The sequence below is a fragment of the Actinokineospora spheciospongiae genome (genome assembly GCF_003182415.1).
GTDB lineage: Bacteria > Actinomycetota > Actinomycetes > Mycobacteriales > Pseudonocardiaceae > Actinokineospora > Actinokineospora spheciospongiae.
The window spans coordinates 732,437-750,640 of record NZ_QHCP01000002.1; the positions used below are offsets into that span (position 1 = coordinate 732,437).

Sequence of the window (18,204 nt, forward strand, 5' to 3'; positions counted from 1 at the left end):
GGGTGAAGCTCGATTCGGGTGGTTACGCCGACACCGTGTCCCAGGCCGCGGACGCGGTGGTCGCCGCTGAGCGGGCGGGCTTCGACGGGGCCTGGGTGGCCGAGACGCGGCTCGACCCGTTCGTCGCGCTGGCCGTGGCGGCCGAGCGCACCGAGCGGATCGAGCTGGTCAGCGGCATCGCGGTGGCCTTCGCGCGCAACCCGATGACGGTGGCGGTCGCGGCGAACGACCTGCACCTGCACTCCGGCGGCCGGTTCGTGCTGGGGCTGGGCTCGCAGGTCAAGCCGCACATCACCAAGCGGTTCGGGATGCCGTGGTCGGCCCCGGCGGCGCGGATGCGCGAGTTCGTGCTGGCCGTGCGCGCCATCTGGGCGGCCTTCGAGTCCGGCGACCGGCTCTCGTTCACCGGCGAGTTCTACCGGCACACGCTGCTGACGCCGTTCTTCAACCCCGGCCCGAACCCGCACGGCAACCCCCGGGTGCTCCTGGCCGCCGTCGGCGAGCGGATGACCGAGGTGGCTGGCGAGGTCGCCGACGGGGTGCTCTGCCACGGCTTCTCCACCGAGCGGTACCTGCGCGAGGTGACCCTGCCCGCCCTGGAGCGCGGCCGGGCCAGGGCGGGCAAGCCGCTGGCGGGCTTCGAGGTCAGCGGTCCGTCGTTCGTGGCCACCGGCGCCACCGACGAGGAGTTGGCCACCGCCGTCGCCGAGGTGCGCGGGCAGATCGCCTTCTACGGCTCCACCCCCGCCTACCGGGGCGTGCTGGAGCTGCACGGCTGGGGCGGGTTGCAGGACGACCTCAACGCGCTGGCCAAGCGCGGCCGGTGGGCCGAGATGGCGGGCCTCGTCGACGACGAGGTGCTGCACGCCTTCGCCGTGGTCGGCTCCCCGGCCGAGGCGGCGGCGGAGGTCCGGCGCCGCTTCGGCGACGTCGTGGACCGGTTCACCCTGACCACGTCCGGGGCGCCGGACCCGGCCCGCTGGAGCGCGGTCCGCGCCGCCCTACGCGAAGCGGACCAGCGCGGCGCCGACTAGGACGAAGAACACCAGCACCACCAGCGTCCCGGAGCTGCCGCCGGTTGAGCTGGTGACGATCTGGTCGACCGCGCCGGTGAGCACGACGCCGCACTCGGCGGTGATGGTGTGCCTGCCCGGTTCGACCCTGGTGAACTCGACCCCGGCGGTGAAGCCGCCGATGGCGTCGGCCGTGGTGGAGCCGACGCGCTGACCGCCCGAGGTGAGCACGACCGGGGCGCCCGGGGTGCAGCCCTCGCCCTCGGCGGAGAGGTCGTCGCCGGGTTGCACGCTCTCCCGGTCGAGGCGCAGGTCCCCCTCGGGGGCGTCGGCGGTGGTGATCGGCGGGAGCGTGGTCGAGGTCGTCGGCGCCGTGGTCGTGGTGGTGGTCGGCACAGTGGTCGTGGTCACCGGGGCGGTTGTCGTGGTGGTGCGCGGCGGGGTCGTGGTGACCGGCGGGGTCGTGACCCGCGGCGGGGTGGTCGGGGTGACGACGGGTGGCGGGGTCGTGGTGACCGGCGGGGTGGTCGGCGCGGTGGTGGTGGGCTTGGTGACGGTGAAGCGGGTGACCGACGTGTACCTGTCGCAGGTGAGGGTGATCGCGTAGGTGTTCGGCGTGGCCGAGGCGGGGGCCACGACGCCGACCTGGAGGTTCGGGTACGGCGTGGGCGGGATCGTGGTCAGCGCGGTGCTGAACGTGACGGTCTTGCACAGGGCGCCCGCGTTGGAACCCCAGTGGACGGTGAAGGCGGTGCCCGCCGGGCCGGAGGTGGGGCTGATCGAGGAGGAGAAGGTCGGCTGCTGCGCCCGCTCGGCGGGCTGGGCCTGCGCCGGGCCGCCCGACAAGCCGACGACCATCACGGCGACGCCCGCTGAAGCGATTCCCACAGGGACGATTCCCAGAGTGCGCACGACCACTTCCCTCGCTCGATGGAACGCCCCGGCGACGACCTGCGCCGCTGTAGCATTCCGCGTCAATCGGGCCCGCCTGAACCGGAGTCATCCCATGGGACGTTTTGTCGGCACGGCGGTTGCCCTCGTGACGGTGCTGGCCTCCGGCGCCACCCCGGCCGCCGCCCAGGGGTCGGATGATCCGCTCCGGGTGGTGGTCACCGTGGACGGTGAGGACATCACCGGGCGCACCGTCACCTTCGACCCGGCGAGGCCCGTCGAGGTCTCGCTGACCGTGCGCAACCCCGGCGCCGCCAAGCAGGAGGTCCGCCTGGTGCGGATCACCGGCGTGGCGCTCGCGCTGACGTTCTTCTCCTACGACACCACGGTCCCGTTCGAGGTGCCCTCACGCGGGCAGGTCACCCGCACCTTCCCGCTGGACGTGCGCGACCTCGACGGCCAGGCGATCGGGCTGCTGCCGACGACGGTGGCGCTGCTCAGCGAGGACCGGGTGGAACTGGCCAGCTCGGACACGGTGGTCGACGTGCGCGGGTCGTTCTGGTCGGTCTACGGCGTCTTCGGCGTCGCGCTGCTCGTGCTGACGGCCCTGGCCTGGACCGGCGCGCTGCTGGCGCTGGCCCGGCACCGCCTGTCCGCCAACAGGTTCCGGCGCGCGCTGCGGTTCCTGCCCGCCGGGGTCGGCACCGGGCTGGTGGCGGTGGTGACGCTGTCGGTGCTGCGGCTGGTCCCACCGGAACCCGAGGTGGAGATCCCGATCGTGCTCGGCGCCGCGGTGATCGGCCTGCTGCTCGGCTTCCTCACCCCGCACCCCGCCCCCGCGGGCCCCCCGGACCCGACCGGCGACGGCCCGACGGTGGCGCTGACCCGGGAGTGGACCCGATGAGCGCTCCGGCCGGGTTGGCGGCGGCACTGCCGCAGTACCAGGTGGGGTCGGTGATCGGCTCCGGCGGCATGGGCGTGGTGTTCTCCGGGGTGCACCGCTCCCTGGGCAGGCAGGTGGCGATCAAGCAACTGCCCGCGGCGGTGGCGGGCGACCCCGACGTGAACGCCCGGTTCGACCGGGAGGCGCGGGTGCTGGCGGGCCTGGACCACCCGCACATCGTCCCGGTCTACGACTACGTCCAGACCGGCACCGACAACCTGCTGGTGATGGAGAAGCTGGACGGCGGCACGGTCCACGACGCCTTCCGCGGGCGCGGGCTGACCGGCGAGCAGTCGTGCGCGATCGCGCTGGCGGCGCTGGCCGGGCTGCACGCCGCGCACACCGCCGGGGTGCTGCACCTGGACGTGAAGCCGAAGAACCTGCTGTTCACCTCGGCCGGGGTGGTGAAGGTGGCCGACTTCGGCATCGCCCAGGTCGTCAGCGAGGGCGCCACCCTGATGACGCACGCGGGCGAGGTGCTGGGCACCCCCGCCTACATCGCCCCGGAACAGGCCATGGGCAACGCCCTGTCCCCCGCGGCCGACCTCTACGCCACCGGCACGGTCCTCTACGAACTCCTCTGCGGCGACCTGCCGTTCGACCGCACCCGGGGCGCGGTGAGCATGATGCGCCAGCGGATGTTCACCGACCCGCGGCCGCTGCCGCGCGTGCCCGCCCCGCTGTCCACAGTGGTCATGCGCAGCCTGGCCAGGGACCCCAGGCACCGCTACCGCGACGCCGAGGCGTTCGCCGTCGACCTCGGCGCCGCGGCCACCGCCGTGTTCGGCCGCGGCTGGCTGGAACGAGCGGGCATCCCGGTGCACCTGGGCCCGCGCGTCCTGGGCTCGATCGCCGACCAACCCGGCCCGGACAACCCGGCAGCGGTCACCCGACCGGTCCGCGGCACCGCCGCCCCGGAGCCCACCAGGGCGATCCGGCCCGCCGACCTGCGCCCGGCCGCCGAGGTCCTGGGCCGCCCCGGCCGGTCCCCCCTGTTCCCCGGCCTGGTCGCCGCCGTGGCCCTGCTGGTGATGCTCGCCCTGCCGTTCCTGGCCCCCGAGACCCTGACCCACCCCGGCACCGCCAACACCCTCGCGATCGACGGCAAACCCGCGGTGACCCCCGTCTCCCTGGACCTGAGCAGGCCGTTCACCGTCACCGGCGCCCCGGCCCCCGCCACCCTCCGGTTCACCCTCAGCGCCGCCGGGGTCGACCTGGACACAGTCGAGGTGCCGGTCACCCCGAACCCGGACGGCACCTTCACCGCCACCGTCGAACCCCGGCCGCTCACCCGCTGGCTCGTCGGCGGCGCCGCCACCGGCACCCTGGACACCGGCACGGGCGAACCCCAGCGGTTCGCGGTCCGACCGCCGCAGGCCCCGATCGCCAGCGCGATGGGCGGCGGCAGCCTGCTGCTGGCCCTGTTCGCCCTGGCCTACCTCGAATCGGTCATGCGCACCCTCCGCCGCGGCCACCGCCGCCCGGCCGCCCCGGTCGCCGCGCTCCCGCTCGGCGCCGTGCTGGGCCTGGGCGTGTGGCTGTTCGTCTCCACCCTGGGTGCCCGCGAGCCGTCCGCGGGGTACGCCACCGGGGCCGCGGTCGCGGGCGCCCTCGGCGCGGCCGCCCTGGTCCTGGCCACCGCGTGGTCGGCCCGCCGCCGGGCGTCCTGAGGCGCGGCCTCAGGCGAGGCGGTCGCGCAGGCTGTCGACCATGTCCCGTTCGACGTCGGCGAGGCTGATGCCCGGGTCGCGCAGGTGGGTGTGCACGACCTCGGCCGGGGTCGGCTGCGCGGTGGCGTCGGGCCAGGAGGCCGGGTCCCAGAGGGCGGAGCGGACGAACGCCTTCGGGCAGTGCGTGAACACCTCGTCCGGCCGGACCACCAGCGCCGCCCTGGGCGCCTTGCCGACCGCGGTGAGCGACGCGAGCAGTTCCGGCCGCCTGCTCACGCACGCCGCCCCGTTGACCCGCAGCGTCTGCCCGCGCCCGGGGATGACGAACACCAAACCGACCCGCCCGGTCACCACGACGTTGCGGAAGGTGTCGATCCGCCGGTTGCCGGTGGCGTCCGGGACGACCACGGTCCCGTCACCGAGCACCGACACGAACCCCGGCGGCCCACCGCGCGGCGAGACGTCGCAGCGGCCGTCGGCGTCGGCGCTGGCCACGAACACCAGCGGCGCCAGCGCGATCAGCCGCCGAGCCATGTCGTCGACGGTGTCGATCTCCTTGGCCCTGCCCTGCCCCGCGGGTTCGGGGTAGAGCTCCCGCAGCTCGTCGATGTCGGTGATGGCGTCGGTGAACAGGTCGTCGGTCACCCGGGGACGCTATCCGGGCGCACCGGCTCGCGGTAGTGACACCGACGACGGCCTGCCACAGGAACGACCCCATGGGGCCCCTCGGCCCCGCCTCCGTCACCTGGCGCGTCATGGCGGACGCCCGCACGGCGCTGTGCGGCGGCCGGGTGCTGCTCGTGCAGGTGGCCCACCCGGCCGTCGACGCGGCCGCCAACCACCTCACCTTCCGGCACGCCCCGTGGCCGCGCCTGTGGGACACGGTGAACTCCGCCTCCGCCTCACCTACGGCGGCGCGAGGGCCCACGCCGAGTCCACCCGACTGCACACCCTCCACCGCGAATGGCGCCATCTCGGTCGCATCCTCGGCATCCCCGACCACACCATGCCCCGCGACCACAAGGACTTCCGCGCCTACGTCGAGGAGAAAACCGCCACCCTGACGGCAAACCATCCCATACAGGACGTTCTGCACTCACTCATCGGCGCGGTACCGCCACCCACCAAGTGGTTCCCCAAACCGTTGTGGCACCACCTGCCCACCCGCCCATCCGTAAATTGGTCCACAATGGACGACTGTCGCTTCGCCCGTCAGTCCGACCGCATCCGCCGTACCGTGTCGGCCCTGCCCGCCTGGGCCAGCCAGTACCCCGCCGCCACCTCCGCCTACGCGTCAGCCCGGTAATCCCCGCCGTGGTGGGGCGGGCACATGGACCTGCCCGCCCCACCACGGCCGTCAGCGCCCTCCCCGGCGTTCCAGTTCAGCTGCCAGCCGGTCGATCTCGGCGGCCTCGTCGATCCGGCGCCGGGCGGAGTTGGCCCGGTCGGTGGCGGTCATGGCCGCGATCCTGTCCCGCAGCTTGCGGTCGGACTGCCGCATCTGGATTTCCAGGTCAACACCATCGCGGTTCTCGTGGACGTGCATGTGCTTGTCGTGCAACCGCTTCGCACCCTCCAACTGCCGGGTGACCTGCTCGTCGTAGGCGGTCGTCCCACCCATGAGCTTGGTCAGGACCGGCAGGCAGTCCAGCGCGACCAGCAGCAGCCGGAGCACCCACTGGGCGACCTCGGCGAACAGGTCGCGGTCGGCGACGCGCCCCATGGCGCTCACCTGGTCCAGGATGTCGACGCCGACCAGGTTGGCCCGCTTCTCCTCGACCTTGGCGGTGATGTCCTCGCCGATCCGCACCGCCGCGCCCGCGCGGGAGCGGGCGACCTGGTCGGTGAGGTCGGTGACCTTCTGCTCCAGACCGAGCTGCTCGACGTGCAGCCTCTCGATCTGGTTGTCGACGCGGAACTGGTCGGCCTTGGCCCGGTTCCGGAGGCACTCGCCGCCCTCACCGGGCACGGCGGTCAGGCCCGGCCCCGCTCGGCCCGCGCACTCGTCGCGCGCCAGCCGCTCCAGCTCGGCGTGCTTGGCGTCCAGGTCGACCAGCACGCCCTTGGCCCGGTCCCGGATGGCGGTGGCCTCTTCGAGTTGCGACTCCAGCGCCTGCGGCGTGTCACCGGGGTTCAAGCGGTACCCGTCGCAGGCCGGGTCCTGGTTGAGCCCACCGGTGGCCGGGTTGCACACCCGCAGCGTGCTCTGGTAGCCCTCGACCTCCGCCTTCCGGAATTCCTTGATCTCGGCGGTGATCGAGGAGCCGAACACCCAGAGCACCAGCGGTTCGGCGATCACCAGGCCGAGCAGCACCGAGAGCACCAACCTGGGCGCGAAGACCCGCAACCGCCCGTGGCGGCTGCTCCCGTTGGTGCTGGTGATCAGCCAGCTGTCGACAGTGATGATGATCAAGCCCCAGAACAGGCCGAGCGGCACCAGCAGCCACGGGGACACCGCACCGACCGTCGCCATGGCGATGGTCATCGAGAACCCGGCGAGCACTCCGGTGTTGAGCACGATCAGCCCCAGCCGGGTGTAGCGGGGTCGCTCCTCCGGCACCCAGTCGAGGATGTCCTCCTTGACGCCGACCAGCCTGCGCAGCACCACCGGGAGACCCCGAGCGGGCCGGACCGGCCGGTACAACCCCGGCATCGCCTCATTGGTCAGCGACGACCGGACGGGACGCGGGTCCAGCTCGGGCGGGGACGCGAGATCAGTCGGCATCTTCTTCCCTCACCATCTCGTCGGCTTCGCGGTCCAGGCCCGCGAAGCCGTTTGCCGGGGATCGATCCCGGTCGGGCTCCGGCAGGGCCGGGGCCTCCTGCTCCGGTGCGGCGGGAACCGCCAGCATCGAGTTGACCACCGAGTCCAACCGCAGGTTGGCGGTGGCGAGGTGGCCCTGCTCGGCCAGCTCCTTGATCACTGCCAGCTTGGCGTGCAACTGCTGGCGCTGGTCCTCGCGGTCCATCTTCCGGTCAGCACGCACCCACTCGGCCCGCTTGATGCTGTCCTCGCGGTGCGCCGCGATCCGCAACCGCTCGCGCTCGCGCTGCCACTCGGTCTCCCGGCGCCGCTCGACCCGCTCGGCCTCGGCCTCGGTGAGCCGGTCCTGCCGCCGGGTCTCGTGGATCGCGGCCAGGCCGTCGGCGAGTTCCTTGGCGGTGATCTCCTTGCTCGAGTAGGCGAGCGCCAGCGCCCGCACCGGGTCGTCCGCGATCGCCTCGGCAGCCTTCGCCTGCTGGAACAGCTCGTACTCGCGTCGTTCGGCATCCATCTCCAGCTCCCGCTGCTGGCCCTCAGCGGCGAGCCGGGAGTCCCAGAGCTCGCGGTCGGCGCGCAAGCTCTGCTCCTGCAACAGCTGGGTGGTGACGATGTCGTGCTGGGTCCGCAGCCGCTCGGATTCCAACGCGTGCTGTGCGGCCACCTCGCGCCGCGACTGCTCCAGGGCTGAGAGCTCCTCCGGTGTCATCACCTCGACGCTGGCGAGGGCCACCTCCACCCCGGGGAACTGCGGCGGTGTGACCTCCAGGTACGCCATGACCTGGGTGCTGAGCTTGCGCCGGATCTCGTTGATCCGGGAGATCGGGTAGTCCAGCCCCAGCTCGAACAGCCGCTGGTGACCGCGCAGGTAGGCGCGCAGCATGCCCGCGGCCTCCTGCGCCCCGCTGCGCACCACCGAGAGCGGGTCGGTGACCGAGCACAGGAAGGTGGCGAGCACGGTGAACGACGACGCGTCCTGCGACGGTATGGTCAGGTTCACGACCACCGCCACGTCCCGGGCCACGTCCACGACGGACACGTGCGAGGCGTCCACGACGGTGGATGAATCCAGGGGCATGGTGAAGTTGTCGACCACGTAGTCACCCCGCACCCGGTAGACCAAGCGGTGGTGGGCAGCCAGGTGTGGGATCTCGTCGGTGGTGCGACCACTGCGGCCGCGGCCGAACATCCGCTTGCGCGGGAGGGGGTCGAGTACTACCTGTCGGACGATCGGGTAGGGCTGTGCCATGTCCAGTTCCTAAGCTCCGGTGGGGAATTCGGTCAGCACGGTCAGCAAGGCAGCGAGCACGGGCCCGATGGGCACCCCTTTCCGCGCTGCGAGGGTTTGGAAGTCGCTGCGCAGCGCGGGTGGTTCGTCAGGGGGCAGGGTGGCGCCCAGCGCACGGCCGAGCCGCTCGGCGATGTCGAGCGCGTCCGGGCCCGCGGTGTCGAGGGCTTGGCGCAGGGCGGTGAGGGCGGCGAGCCGGGTGGGGCGGTAGCACAGGACCGACGCCCACAGCTCGGCCACGAGATCGATCCGGTCCGGTGCGGACACCAGGAATTCCACGAACGCGGCACGTCCGTCGCGGGCGGACAGCACCGCGAGGGTGGCCCGGATGGCGATCACCAGCAGGCGCCGATCGGCACTGCTGCGGCTGAAACGGCGCAGCTTGGTGCGCAGCACGGACAGCACGATCCCGGCGTCGGCGGTATCGTGGACCAGCCTGCTGAACAACGCGGCCAAGACCATTTCCACGTTGCCCGAGGCGGTGTGGGACTGCACGCACAGCTGCCACAGCCGGTTGGCCGCATCGTGCGGGTACCGGACGCCGATGTCGCCGCTGAAGGCCATCGCCCCGGCCCAGCGCCGAGCCGGGCTGCCCCTGGTCACCCAGGACGTCGCCACCCGCAACGCCGCGGACGCCAACGGCTCCCGGTAGGCCATGGCCCATAGGGTCTGCACGGCCGTGTGCTGACCACCCGCCCCGACCTCACCGCCCGCCCACCGCTCCAGCAGCGGCAACGCCTCCCCGAAGGACACGTCGGCCAGCTCCGCCAGTCCGACCGCGACCGGGTCCCCGTGGCGCCCCGCAACACCGTTGAGCCAGTCCCGCACCGCGTCCCAGAACCGCACGTCCAGCCTCGCCCACAGCTGGGCCAGCACGTGCCGGTGGTAGGCGGGGACGGTGAAGCACAGCGCGGTCTGCTCGGCGCCGTACTGGTCGCGGTAGCGTACGGCGGACACCAATTCGTTCTCGTTGAACAGGGTGCTCCTACGCTGCCGCAACCGATCCTCGACGGCGGCCAACTCGCCCGGGCGGACTTCGGGATCGTGGTGCTCGTAGTGCTCCACGAGCTTGTGCAGCATGGACTCGTAGGTGCGCTCGTCCGTGCCGACCGCGAACGCCAACGCGGCGACCTCCAGGACCTGCCGCCGGGTCGGTCCCGCCGCGAACCAGTCGGCCACCACGTCACCCGCCCTGCCGTCGAGGTGCGTGACCGCGGCGTCCGGTGACTCGCCCGCGGCGAGGCGGCGAGCCAGCTCGATGACGTCGGACACCCGGTTCACCGAGCACAGAACCTCGTGGAGGGTTTCGGGCCACTCGTGCGGCCAGTGCGCCCGCAGCACCCGCTCGGGTTCGACCATCACCCAGTCGACGTGCGTCGTGCCGTCGGCGGGGTTGGAGGCCTCGTTGCCAACGGTGGCCACCAGGTACGCGCCCTCGTCCTGCACCCGGTCACGCACCAGCCCCCAGTCGAAGTCGGAGTCGTCGGCGTCTGCCACCCGTCGGTCGGCCACGAGATAACCCGCGCCCCGGTCGTAGTCCCGCTGGGCGAGCTCCGACAGCGTCACCTGCGGGGACAACGCGTAGAGGGTGCTCGCGCCGACCTCGCGGAGCATGGTCAGCGCCGCCGTGCGCTTGCCGCTGCCGCGGAGCCCGCGCAAGACCACCACTCGATCCCGGTGCAGCCTGCCGAGCGCCACGTCGAAGCGGGGCGGGGTGACGAAGCGGTCGAGCGCCGCCCGCACGACGGACTCCTGGACCCGGCCGGTGGCCCTGGTCAACGGACTGGCGGACACACCGTCAACACCGAAGTTGGCGGCGTTCATGTAGAACGTCCCGCTCATGGTGTTGCGGACCGAGTGGAGCGCGCCAGGGTGCTCGAGGGTGTTCGGCGCCTCCTTGTCGGGCGGTGGGTCTTCGACGGGCTGGTCGGGTGGTTCCGGTTCAGCCGTCATGGCGATCACCGGTCTGGATGCCGAAGTTGAACGCGGTGCCGTGCAGGGTGCCCTGCACCACGTTCCCGCCGTGCACACCACCGTTGACCACGACGCGCGCCTTGGTGGGAGCGGCGGCGTCGACGCTCGCGGGGATTTCGGCGGCTGTGCCCGCATGACCGGCACCCGAGGCGTCCGAGCTCTCACCGGAGAGGTCGAGCGCGTGCGCGTCGCCACCGGGGACGGACAACCACGCGACTTCCGCGCCCTCCTTCGTCTCGTACTCGACCTGGCGGAACGCCTGTGGTTGCAGGGAAGTGTGTGACTGGACGACCAGGTCGAAGTAGATCGTGCGGGAGACCAGCAGCACCAGGTCGGCGGCCGAGGCCGCCTTCAACGCGGCGCGTGCGGGTCCGCTGTCGACCATCCGGGCGACCACGACGACACCCGCACCGGGGTACCCGTTGTCGCCCGTCGCAACGAGTCCTTGGTGGACGGCCAACCGCAACCGCAACCGGGGGGAGTCGCCGCGGTCGCCGCCGTTGTAGTCGCGCAGCGCCCGGACCAACTCGCGGGGGAACGCGTCCACGGGTGCGACCTCCGAGGAGCCCGGCGCCAGGATGATCAGCATGCCGTCGCCCGCGGCCTGCCGGTCCGCGGCGGCCAGGTCCACCCCGGCCCGCCCGGCGGCCTCGGCGACGACCTGGGTCAACGCGCGCTGCAGCTCCAACTGCTGGTGGTCGCCACGTGAGCCGTATGCCTGGGCGTCCAGGCTCAGCAGCACACGTCGATGAAAGGGTTCGGTCACGTCGGTGTCCTCGCGCAGTGGGGGTGTGGGGAGAAGTGTGGGGACAGAACCGGTGTGGAACTACGGATAAATACGGATTCCGACTCAGTTCTCGCCTGCGAGCTCGCGCAACCCGGCGAGGTCGGTGATCGTCGGCCGTTGGTACTCGGTGCTGAGCACGCCCGCCCGGCGCAGTTCGGCCACCGCCCCGGCGGCGGCATCGGCACCAGCACCGATGAGCCTGCCCAGCTCCGCCTGCGACAGCTTCACACCGAGAGCGATGCCGCCCACCGCGCCGTGGCCGTGCCGCTCGGCCAGTTCCAGCAGCACCCGCGCCAGGCGGACCCGCACGACGTAGCCACCGAAGTCGAGCCTGCGGCGGTTGGCCCAGTCGAGCCGGTCGGCCAACACGCGGCTCAGCGCCTCCCACGCCACCGGCTCGGCGCGCAGGAAACCGAGGAACCGCTCGTGCGTCACGGCGTGCACAACGGTCTCGGTGCACGTCGTGACCGTCGCGGACCGCCTGCCGTCGTCCCGCAGCGCCGCGAGTTCACCGACGATGTCACCCGCCAGTCGAATGCCGAGCAGGCTCTCGGTTCCATTGGGCGTGGTCGCGGTGACCTTCACGCACGCTGCCGAGTCCCGGTCTGCGGACTCGAGCAGGAAGACGCTGGTGTTGTCGTCCCCCTGGGTGATCAGTCGCTCGCCCGCCCCCAGCACGCGCGACCTGCCCAGGTCCAGCAACGCGGGCGCCACCGGGCCCAGCCTGGCCAGGAACGTCCCGGGCAGCCACCTGCCCGCCACAGCCGCCTGCATGGGAGCCCTCCCGCGGTACCGACGTGAACTCGAAGACAGTCGCCATGAGCACGAAGGGAGTAAAGAGGTTGCCGGATTACCGATCGAAGCGAGAATCCGACACCCAGCACCAGCAACGTGCCCCAGGTCACTCCACCTTCTCTGCACGGAGGCGCCGCAGCCTTCGAGAGAAAGGCCCACAGCGCATCTGCCACCGGGGCATCGGCTCACCTGCGATCCAGCAGTGGTCGTCAACGCGAACAGAGGCGGGAACGACAGAGGGGTTGTCCCGGGTGAACCGGGACAACCCCTCTGACCTGCGAGCCGCCTAAGGGAGTCGAACCCTTGACCTATTCATTACGAGTGAATCGCTCTAGCCGACTGAGCTAAGGCGGCGTGCTCGTGACCCACTATACCGTCACCCTGCCGCGTCACCAGCAGGGGTATCCGTCGTTTACCGGGTGTGCGCCCGGCGACCCGGGTGACAGCAGAACCCGCTCGTAGGAGGAACGGCACCATGCGTCGACGTCTGCCCGCGGTCCTGGCCCTGCCGGTGGCCGCGTCGGTGTTCGCTCTGGCCGCGGGGCCCGCCGCGGCTCAGGTGGAGACGACGCCGGTGCCCGCGCCGGGCAACCCCGGCGCCCCGCCCGCGTCCGCGCCCGCCTCGCCGCAGCCCCTCGGGCACGCGGTGGGCGACGCCGGGACCGGGCTGGCGGTGATCCGGGTGCTGCCGAACTCGACCCCGACCAAGGCGATCCTGCCGGGTGCCGCGGACAAGCTGCCGAAGCAGGCCGCGGTGGAGCTGGGCTTCGGGCTGGCCAGCGCCCAGGCGAACTCCGAGGCGTACCTGGCCTACGAGAAGTCCATCGCGCAGGCCTCCCCCGGTGGCATCGCCGTGCAGGGGTCGAGCCCGCAGGCCCCCGGCTCACTGGCGCAGACGGCACCGCCGAACAACGAGGCCCCGCTGACCGGTGGCATCAACCCGCCGTCCACCCCGCTGGACACCTTGGTGAAGGTCGGCGCGCTCAACGGCTCGGTCTCCGCCAACTGGAGCGACGCGCTCGGTCCGTGCGTCGACACGATCTCCGACGCCTCCACCAGCATCGCGAGCATCTCCGCCCTGAACGCCATCCCGACCCTGCCCGGCGTCAAGGACCTCACCGGTGCGTTCGACGCCCCGAACCTCGACGAGGCCGCGGACAACACCGTCGTCGAGCAGCTCAAGAACCTGGCGGGTCCGCTGAGCACCCTGGGCGGTGTCCTCGGCGGCCAGGGCAGCGCGGGCGGCGGCTCGGTCCTGAGCCTCCCGAACACCCTCTCCGCCCGTTCCGTGGTCAAGCTGGTCGACATCCCCGGCTCCCCCAACAAGGCCGTCCAGTCGACCTCGACCCTCCAGGTGGCGGCGTTGAAGCTGCTGGCGGGCACGCCGTTCGAGATCTCCATCAACGTGGTCAGCCAGCCGACCCTCCAGGTCACCTCGACCGGTGACGCGGCGACCTCGGCGGTGCAGTACACCGCCCCGGTGCTGGAGGTCACCCAGGGCGGCAAGAGCCTGGGCAGGCTCGACGCGGCCAACCCCAAGCTCGACATCCCGATCAGCCTGCCGCTGCCCGGCGCCGACGACCTCCCCGGCCTCGGCGACCTCGGCAAGCTGCCGATCGTCGGCGACCTGCTGGGCGACGGCTCACCGCTGCGGGACGCGCTGTCGAAGGGCCTGCAGAAGCTCGACCTGGGCGTCCTCCGCCTGGCGGTCGCGGGCCTGAACCAGACCGGCGCGGCGGCCACCCAGCCGTTCAAGGGCTACCAGCTCGGCGCCACCGCCCGCATGGTCGACCTCCAGGTCCTGCCCACGGAGGCGCTGGGCCTGCCCAACCTGCCCTCGGCCCTGGCCCAGGTCTCCCTCGGCGAGCAGGTCGCCAGGGCCTACGCCCCCGAGGGCGGCGTCGTCTGCGGCACCGCGTCGGCCCCCCAGGCCCCGCCCGCCCCCGCCCCGCAGGGCTCGGCGACCCCGCAGCTCGCCTACACGAACGCCGCCTACCACTCGGTCCCGCTGTTCTGGACCGGCACGGCCATGCTGCTGTTCGGCGTCGTCCTCGTCGCCGCCCTCCCCACCCGCCGCCGGAAGACGACCGACTAGCGCCCCCGGGCCGGGGCGCGTTCGGGGCGCCCCGGCCCGGTCCTCCCCGTCCCCCACCCCGCACGCGCCCCCCACCGACCGCAACCCGTCCACCCCACCTGTGGACACGCCCCCGAGTTGTCCACAGCCAAGATCCACACCACCCCAAAACCACATCCCCGCAGGTAGAATGGCCCCAAGGGCCGCGAATCCCCTCGGGAGGGTGGGGGTTGTGGATGGTGACGCGCGCGCGAGGAAAAGCAGCGGCTGAGCTTGTTCCGGCCAGGGCGTGCCCTGCGAGCTGGTGATCAGGGGGCTGCGAGCGGCGCGATGTGGTTGGGCGGTGCTTCAACTGGCGCGAGCAGTTTCAGGATCTTGCCAGCCGCTGCGCGGAGCGATCCTCCTGTCACCAGGCCGAACCCACCTCGCCGCGATCAGCCTCCGGCTCCGATGAGCCTTGCGGGGCACGCCCCAGCCGCGGCGGTTCTGCGGTGCCGCTGGTTCCCCGCAAAGCCGCGCCCATCCCGATCGGCGACCCGAACCGCCCAGACGGCCGGAGCCCGCCGCTCCGTACGCCCTTACATCCTTAAGTCCTTAAGTCCTTAAGTCCTTAAGTCCTTAAGTCCACACGGGCCAGGGTCAGCCGAAGTGCATCGCCGAGACCATGGCCTCGATGGCGATGCGCGGCTTCACGTTCTGCTCCAGCGCCTCCCGGCACGCGAGCACCGCTTCGAGCCTGCGCAGCGTCGACTCCGGCGTCCAGGAGCCCGCGGCCTGGGCGGAGCCCTCGGCGTGGTCCGGGTGGTTGAGCGCGACCGAGGCGCCCGCGTGGGTGACCAGGACGTCCCGGTAGAAGCCCGCCAGGTCGACCAGGGCCAGGTCGAGGGCGTCGCGCTGGGTCCGGGTGGCGCGGGACTTCTGGCGCTTCTCCAGTTCCTTGATGGCGCCCGCGCTGCCGCGGGTGGCCGACGCCGCTCCCTTGCCGGTGCCGCCGTGGCCGAGGGCGGTCTTGAGGGCGTCCCGCTCGGCCTCGTCGCGGGTGCCGCTGACCTCGCTGGCGTCGGTTTCGGCGGCTTTGACCAGGTCGTCGGCGCAGTCGAAGACGTCGGAGAGCCTGCGCAGGTGCAGGGGGATGCGCAGCACCTTGGCCCGCCGGTCCCTGGCCGCCGGGTCGGTGGCGAGGCGGCGGGCGCGGCCGACGTGCCCGCCGGACACCGAGGCCGCCCACGCCGCGGTGTCGGTGTCCACCCCGTCGCGCAGCCGGAGCACCTCGGCGATGGCCGGGGCGGCGGGGGTGCGCAGGGCGATGGCCCGGCAGCGCGAGCGGATGGTCACGGACACGTCGTCCGGGTGGTCCGACGGTGCGCAGAGCAGGAAGACGGTCCGCGCCGGGGGTTCCTCGACCGCTTTGAGCAGGGCGTTGGCCGCGCCCTCGGTGAGCCGGTCGGCGTCGGTGATGATCACGACCTGCCAGCGCCCGCCGGTGGGCCGCCTGGCTGAGGTCTGCACCAGGGCGCGCATCTCGGCCACCGAGATCGACAGCCCCTCCGGGACGACCATCCGCACGTCGGCGTGGGTGCCGGACATGCTGGTGTGGCAGCCCTGGCACTCCCCGCACCCCGGTTCCCCCGGGGTGGTGCACTGCAGCGCCGCCGCGAACGCCCGCGCCGCCACCGACCGGCCCGACCCGGGCGGCCCGGTGAACAGCCAGGCGTGCGTCATGCCCGCCGCCGTCCCGGTGCCGTCGACCAACCCGCGCGCGGCCACCGCGGCGGTCCCGAGGACCCGCACCGCGTCCGGCTGCCCGACGACCTGGGACCAGACGCCCATCAGCCCATCACCTCACGAATCCAGTGGGTCATCCCGCGTCGACGGGGGTCTTGACCGGCTCGTCCTCGGCGAAACCGGGCACGTTCCTGGTCACCAGCGCCACGTAGACCGCCGCGGCGACCCGGGCGGCGACCTCGTCGGCCGAGCCGTCGCCGTCGACCACGACGTACCGGTCGGGGTCCGCGGCGGCCATGTCGGTGAGCACGCCCCGGACGTGCCAGTGGTGCTCGACGCTGCCGGGCCGCGGCGGCAGCGCGGCCGGGTCGCGGTCGAGCAGGATCGTGATGTCCGGCCGCAGCCGCGAGGTGGCCCAGTCGGCCAGCCCCTCCAGCTCGGCGGAGTCGAGGTCGGCCGCGGCGGACAGGTGCGCCAGCGGGCTGTCGACGAAGCGCTCCATGACCACCAGCGCGCCGCGGTCCAGGGCGGGCCGGATCTCCCGTTCCACCAGGTCGGCGCGCACGGCGGCGGCCACCAGCGCGTGCGCGCGGGCGCTGGAGAGCTGCGCCCCGGACAGCACCGCGCGCAGCTTCGCGTCGTCGAGCACCGGGTCCGTGGCGAGCAGGACCTCCTTGCGGCCGGGCCCGCGCAGCCAGTCGGCGAGCCGGTGCGCCTGGGTGGAGGTGTCGAAGTGCGTGTTGCCCTCGACGGCGATCAGCAGCCCGGTGCTGCGCCGCGGTTTGCCGCGCACCGCCGAGAGCAGGTCGGACAGGATGCTCTCCGAGCGCCGGTCGTCCATCTGCCGGTAGGCGATCACGCCGACCAGCGCGGCGATGATCCCCGCGCCGAGCAGCACCGGCCGGGTGCCGTCGACCACCATGTCCCGGCCGAACACGGTGATCGTGTGCGGCCGGACCAGGCCGACCAGGAGCGGTGTCAGCGCCATCGAACCGGCCAGGATGAGCTTCATCATGGACTGGTAGATGGCGTTGATCCGGCCGCGGATGGCGTCCTCGACCTCGGTGCCGATGATCGTCACCCCGGTCAGGAAGGCCGCGCCCGCGCACGCGCCGAGCAGCACCACGAACGGCAGCGTCACGACCGGGTGCGGCGAGATCGCCAGCATGAGCTGCGACAGGCCCGCGATCACGATGGCGATGCCGAACATCCGGTTGCGCGGCAGCCTGCGGGCCAGCTTCGGCGACCCGGTCATGCCCAGCACCAGGCCCACGAACAGCGCGACGAACAGCAGGCCGAACGTCGACTCGCCACCGCCGAGGCTCTTGCCGTAGAGCTGCGCGGAGCCCACCAGGGCACCGGCCGCGGCGAACGCGCCGACCATGCCGATGAGCAGCCCGCGCACCAGCGGGGTGCTCCGCACGAACCGACCCGCGTCGCGGACCATGGCCAGGAAGCCGGACTTGACCTCCGGCGCGGTCTCCTCCGCGGCCCGCTCGACCGGCTTGGCCACCACCCGGCGCGACAGCTCGGGGATGCGGGTGGCGATGAGCAGGGCGCTGGTCAGGTAGAACAGCGCGGTGAGGATCAGGATGACCTTGACGATGCCGAGGCCGGTGTCGTCGAAGCGCAGGTTGAGGTTGGTGCTGACCCCGTTGATCAGCGCGTAGAGGCCCGCGCCGCTGATCACCGAGATGCCGTAGGTCATCACCAGCCCGAGCTGGTTGGCCGTCTCCACCTGGTCCGGCCTGCGCAGCAGGTTGGGCACCGCGGCGTCCTTCGACGGAATCCACAGCAGCGCGCAGCAGCCGACCAGGAAGTTGCCGATGAACAGCCACAGCGTCGAGCCGACGAGGGCGATCGACAGCAGCAGCCCGAACCGGCCGACGTCGGCGAACGCCATCACCTTGCGCCGGTCGAACCGGTCGGCGAACAGCCCGCCGAGCGGGGCGAACAGCAGCCCGGGCAGCAACTGGGTGAGCACGACACCGGCGAAGGCGAAGCTCTGCGCCTTGTAGCCCTGGGTGAACTGGCTGGCCAGCCCGCTCAGCGCCAGCAGCGCCAGCCAGTCGCCCATGCTGCACAGGTAGGTGACGCCCCAGAGCCTGCGGAAGGGGCGGATGGACAGCACGCTGCGCGCCCGGTAAGCCATCGAGCCCTCGCCGCCGACCGGGGGCTTGCCGTCCCCGGTGTCCCCGTCGCCGCTGATGACAGCCACCCTCTTTCCACGCCGTAGACGCGCCCAGGGTAGCCGGGGTGCGCCGGGTCCCGGGTCATCCCGGA

General features: G+C 72.5%; 14 protein-coding genes, 1 tRNA gene and 1 pseudogene. 6 read left to right on the top strand and 10 right to left on the bottom strand.

The annotated features are described in order from the left end of the window. Positions 1–2 precede the first annotated feature (2 nt). Positions 3–1,034, top strand: a complete 1,032-nt coding sequence (locus DFQ13_RS06945) for an LLM class F420-dependent oxidoreductase (RefSeq protein WP_110079214.1) — start codon at positions 3–5, stop codon at positions 1,032–1,034. On the opposite strand, the gene DFQ13_RS34825 is transcribed toward DFQ13_RS06945, so the two are convergent. Continuing rightward, positions 1,002–1,901, bottom strand: a complete 900-nt coding sequence (locus tag DFQ13_RS34825) for a hypothetical protein (RefSeq protein ID WP_233438285.1) — start codon at positions 1,899–1,901, stop codon at positions 1,002–1,004. The genes DFQ13_RS06945 and DFQ13_RS34825 overlap by 33 nt on opposite strands. Positions 1,902–2,019: 118 nt before the next feature. On the opposite strand from DFQ13_RS34825, the gene DFQ13_RS06960 reads away from it, so the two are divergent. Further along, positions 2,020–2,808, top strand: a complete 789-nt coding sequence (locus DFQ13_RS06960) for a hypothetical protein (RefSeq protein WP_233438286.1) — start codon at positions 2,020–2,022, stop codon at positions 2,806–2,808. Continuing rightward, positions 2,805–4,517, top strand: a complete 1,713-nt coding sequence (locus DFQ13_RS06965; protein ID WP_110079337.1) for a serine/threonine-protein kinase — start codon at positions 2,805–2,807, stop codon at positions 4,515–4,517. The genes DFQ13_RS06960 and DFQ13_RS06965 overlap by 4 nt, the downstream gene beginning before the upstream one ends. Positions 4,518–4,526: 9 nt before the next feature. On the opposite strand, the gene DFQ13_RS06970 is transcribed toward DFQ13_RS06965, so the two are convergent. After that, a complete protein-coding gene (locus tag DFQ13_RS06970; RefSeq protein WP_110079215.1) occupies positions 4,527–5,162 on the bottom strand; it encodes an MSMEG_1061 family FMN-dependent PPOX-type flavoprotein in 636 nt (211 codons plus the stop codon). 110 nt (positions 5,163–5,272) lie between these two features. On the opposite strand from DFQ13_RS06970, the pseudogene DFQ13_RS35920 reads away from it, so the two are divergent. Together DFQ13_RS35920 and DFQ13_RS35765 are read left to right on the top strand one after the other, a co-directional pair. Further along, positions 5,273–5,350 (top strand): annotated as a pseudogene (locus DFQ13_RS35920) (hypothetical protein); the annotation flags it as partial. 29 nt (positions 5,351–5,379) lie between these two features. Next, positions 5,380–5,823, top strand: a complete 444-nt coding sequence (locus DFQ13_RS35765) for an oxygenase MpaB family protein (protein ID WP_110079217.1) — start codon at positions 5,380–5,382, stop codon at positions 5,821–5,823. 51 nt (positions 5,824–5,874) lie between these two features. Here DFQ13_RS35765 and DFQ13_RS06985 read toward each other — a convergent pair whose 3' ends face one another. The 6 genes from DFQ13_RS06985 to DFQ13_RS07010 form a co-directional block, all read right to left on the bottom strand. Next, positions 5,875–7,242 (bottom strand): DUF4407 domain-containing protein, encoded by a 1,368-nt coding sequence (locus DFQ13_RS06985; RefSeq protein ID WP_052021766.1) that lies wholly within the window; start codon positions 7,240–7,242, stop codon positions 5,875–5,877. Continuing rightward, positions 7,232–8,527 (bottom strand): coiled-coil domain-containing protein, encoded by a 1,296-nt coding sequence (locus DFQ13_RS06990; RefSeq protein WP_146241134.1) that lies wholly within the window; start codon positions 8,525–8,527, stop codon positions 7,232–7,234. The genes DFQ13_RS06985 and DFQ13_RS06990 overlap by 11 nt, the downstream gene beginning before the upstream one ends. A 9-nt stretch (positions 8,528–8,536) precedes the next feature. Beyond that, the gene (locus DFQ13_RS06995; protein ID WP_110079218.1) at positions 8,537–10,519 is read right to left on the bottom strand and encodes a hypothetical protein; all 1,983 of its coding nucleotides are present in this window, start codon (positions 10,517–10,519) and stop codon (positions 8,537–8,539) included. Further along, the gene (locus tag DFQ13_RS07000; RefSeq protein WP_146241136.1) at positions 10,509–11,306 is read right to left on the bottom strand and encodes a hypothetical protein; all 798 of its coding nucleotides are present in this window, start codon (positions 11,304–11,306) and stop codon (positions 10,509–10,511) included. The genes DFQ13_RS06995 and DFQ13_RS07000 overlap by 11 nt, the downstream gene beginning before the upstream one ends. Before the next feature lie 84 nt (positions 11,307–11,390). Next, a complete protein-coding gene (locus DFQ13_RS07005; protein WP_035287282.1) occupies positions 11,391–12,101 on the bottom strand; it encodes a Crp/Fnr family transcriptional regulator in 711 nt (236 codons plus the stop codon). Between the two features lie 301 nt (positions 12,102–12,402). After that, positions 12,403–12,476: transfer RNA gene (locus DFQ13_RS07010), tRNA-Thr, on the bottom strand. 121 nt (positions 12,477–12,597) lie between these two features. Between DFQ13_RS07010 and DFQ13_RS07015 the strand changes: the two genes are divergently transcribed. Continuing rightward, the gene (locus DFQ13_RS07015) at positions 12,598–14,217 is read left to right on the top strand and encodes a hypothetical protein (RefSeq protein WP_181399869.1); all 1,620 of its coding nucleotides are present in this window, start codon (positions 12,598–12,600) and stop codon (positions 14,215–14,217) included. Positions 14,218–14,835: 618 nt separating this feature from the next. Here the strand turns inward: DFQ13_RS07015 and DFQ13_RS07020 are convergent. Next, positions 14,836–16,026, bottom strand: coding sequence for a DNA polymerase III subunit delta' (locus DFQ13_RS07020; protein ID WP_035287279.1), 1,191 nt, complete (start codon positions 16,024–16,026; stop codon positions 14,836–14,838). 28 nt (positions 16,027–16,054) lie between these two features. Then, complete coding sequence (locus DFQ13_RS07025; protein WP_084176265.1) at positions 16,055–18,073, bottom strand: bifunctional MFS transporter/dTMP kinase; 2,019 nt, start codon at positions 18,071–18,073, stop codon at positions 16,055–16,057. Positions 18,074–18,204 lie beyond the last annotated feature (131 nt).

Excerpts from the sequence above, each read along its gene's own strand:
- DFQ13_RS06960 (WP_233438286.1), top strand. The coding sequence starts at position 2,020 with ATGGGACGTTTTGTCGGCACGGCGGTTGCCCTCGTGACGGTGCTGGCC.
- DFQ13_RS06965 (WP_110079337.1), top strand. The coding sequence starts at position 2,805 with ATGAGCGCTCCGGCCGGGTTGGCGGCGGCACTGCCGCAGTACCAGGTG.
- DFQ13_RS06985 (WP_052021766.1), bottom strand. The coding sequence starts at position 7,242 with ATGCCGACTGATCTCGCGTCCCCGCCCGAGCTGGACCCGCGTCCCGTC.
- DFQ13_RS06990 (WP_146241134.1), bottom strand. The coding sequence starts at position 8,527 with ATGGCACAGCCCTACCCGATCGTCCGACAGGTAGTACTCGACCCCCTC.
- DFQ13_RS06995 (WP_110079218.1), bottom strand. The coding sequence starts at position 10,519 with ATGACGGCTGAACCGGAACCACCCGACCAGCCCGTCGAAGACCCACCG.
- DFQ13_RS07005 (WP_035287282.1), bottom strand. The coding sequence starts at position 12,101 with ATGCAGGCGGCTGTGGCGGGCAGGTGGCTGCCCGGGACGTTCCTGGCC.
- DFQ13_RS07015 (WP_181399869.1), top strand. The coding sequence starts at position 12,598 with ATGCGTCGACGTCTGCCCGCGGTCCTGGCCCTGCCGGTGGCCGCGTCG.
- DFQ13_RS07020 (WP_035287279.1), bottom strand. The coding sequence starts at position 16,026 with ATGGGCGTCTGGTCCCAGGTCGTCGGGCAGCCGGACGCGGTGCGGGTC.
- DFQ13_RS07025 (WP_084176265.1), bottom strand. The coding sequence starts at position 18,073 with ATGGCTTACCGGGCGCGCAGCGTGCTGTCCATCCGCCCCTTCCGCAGG.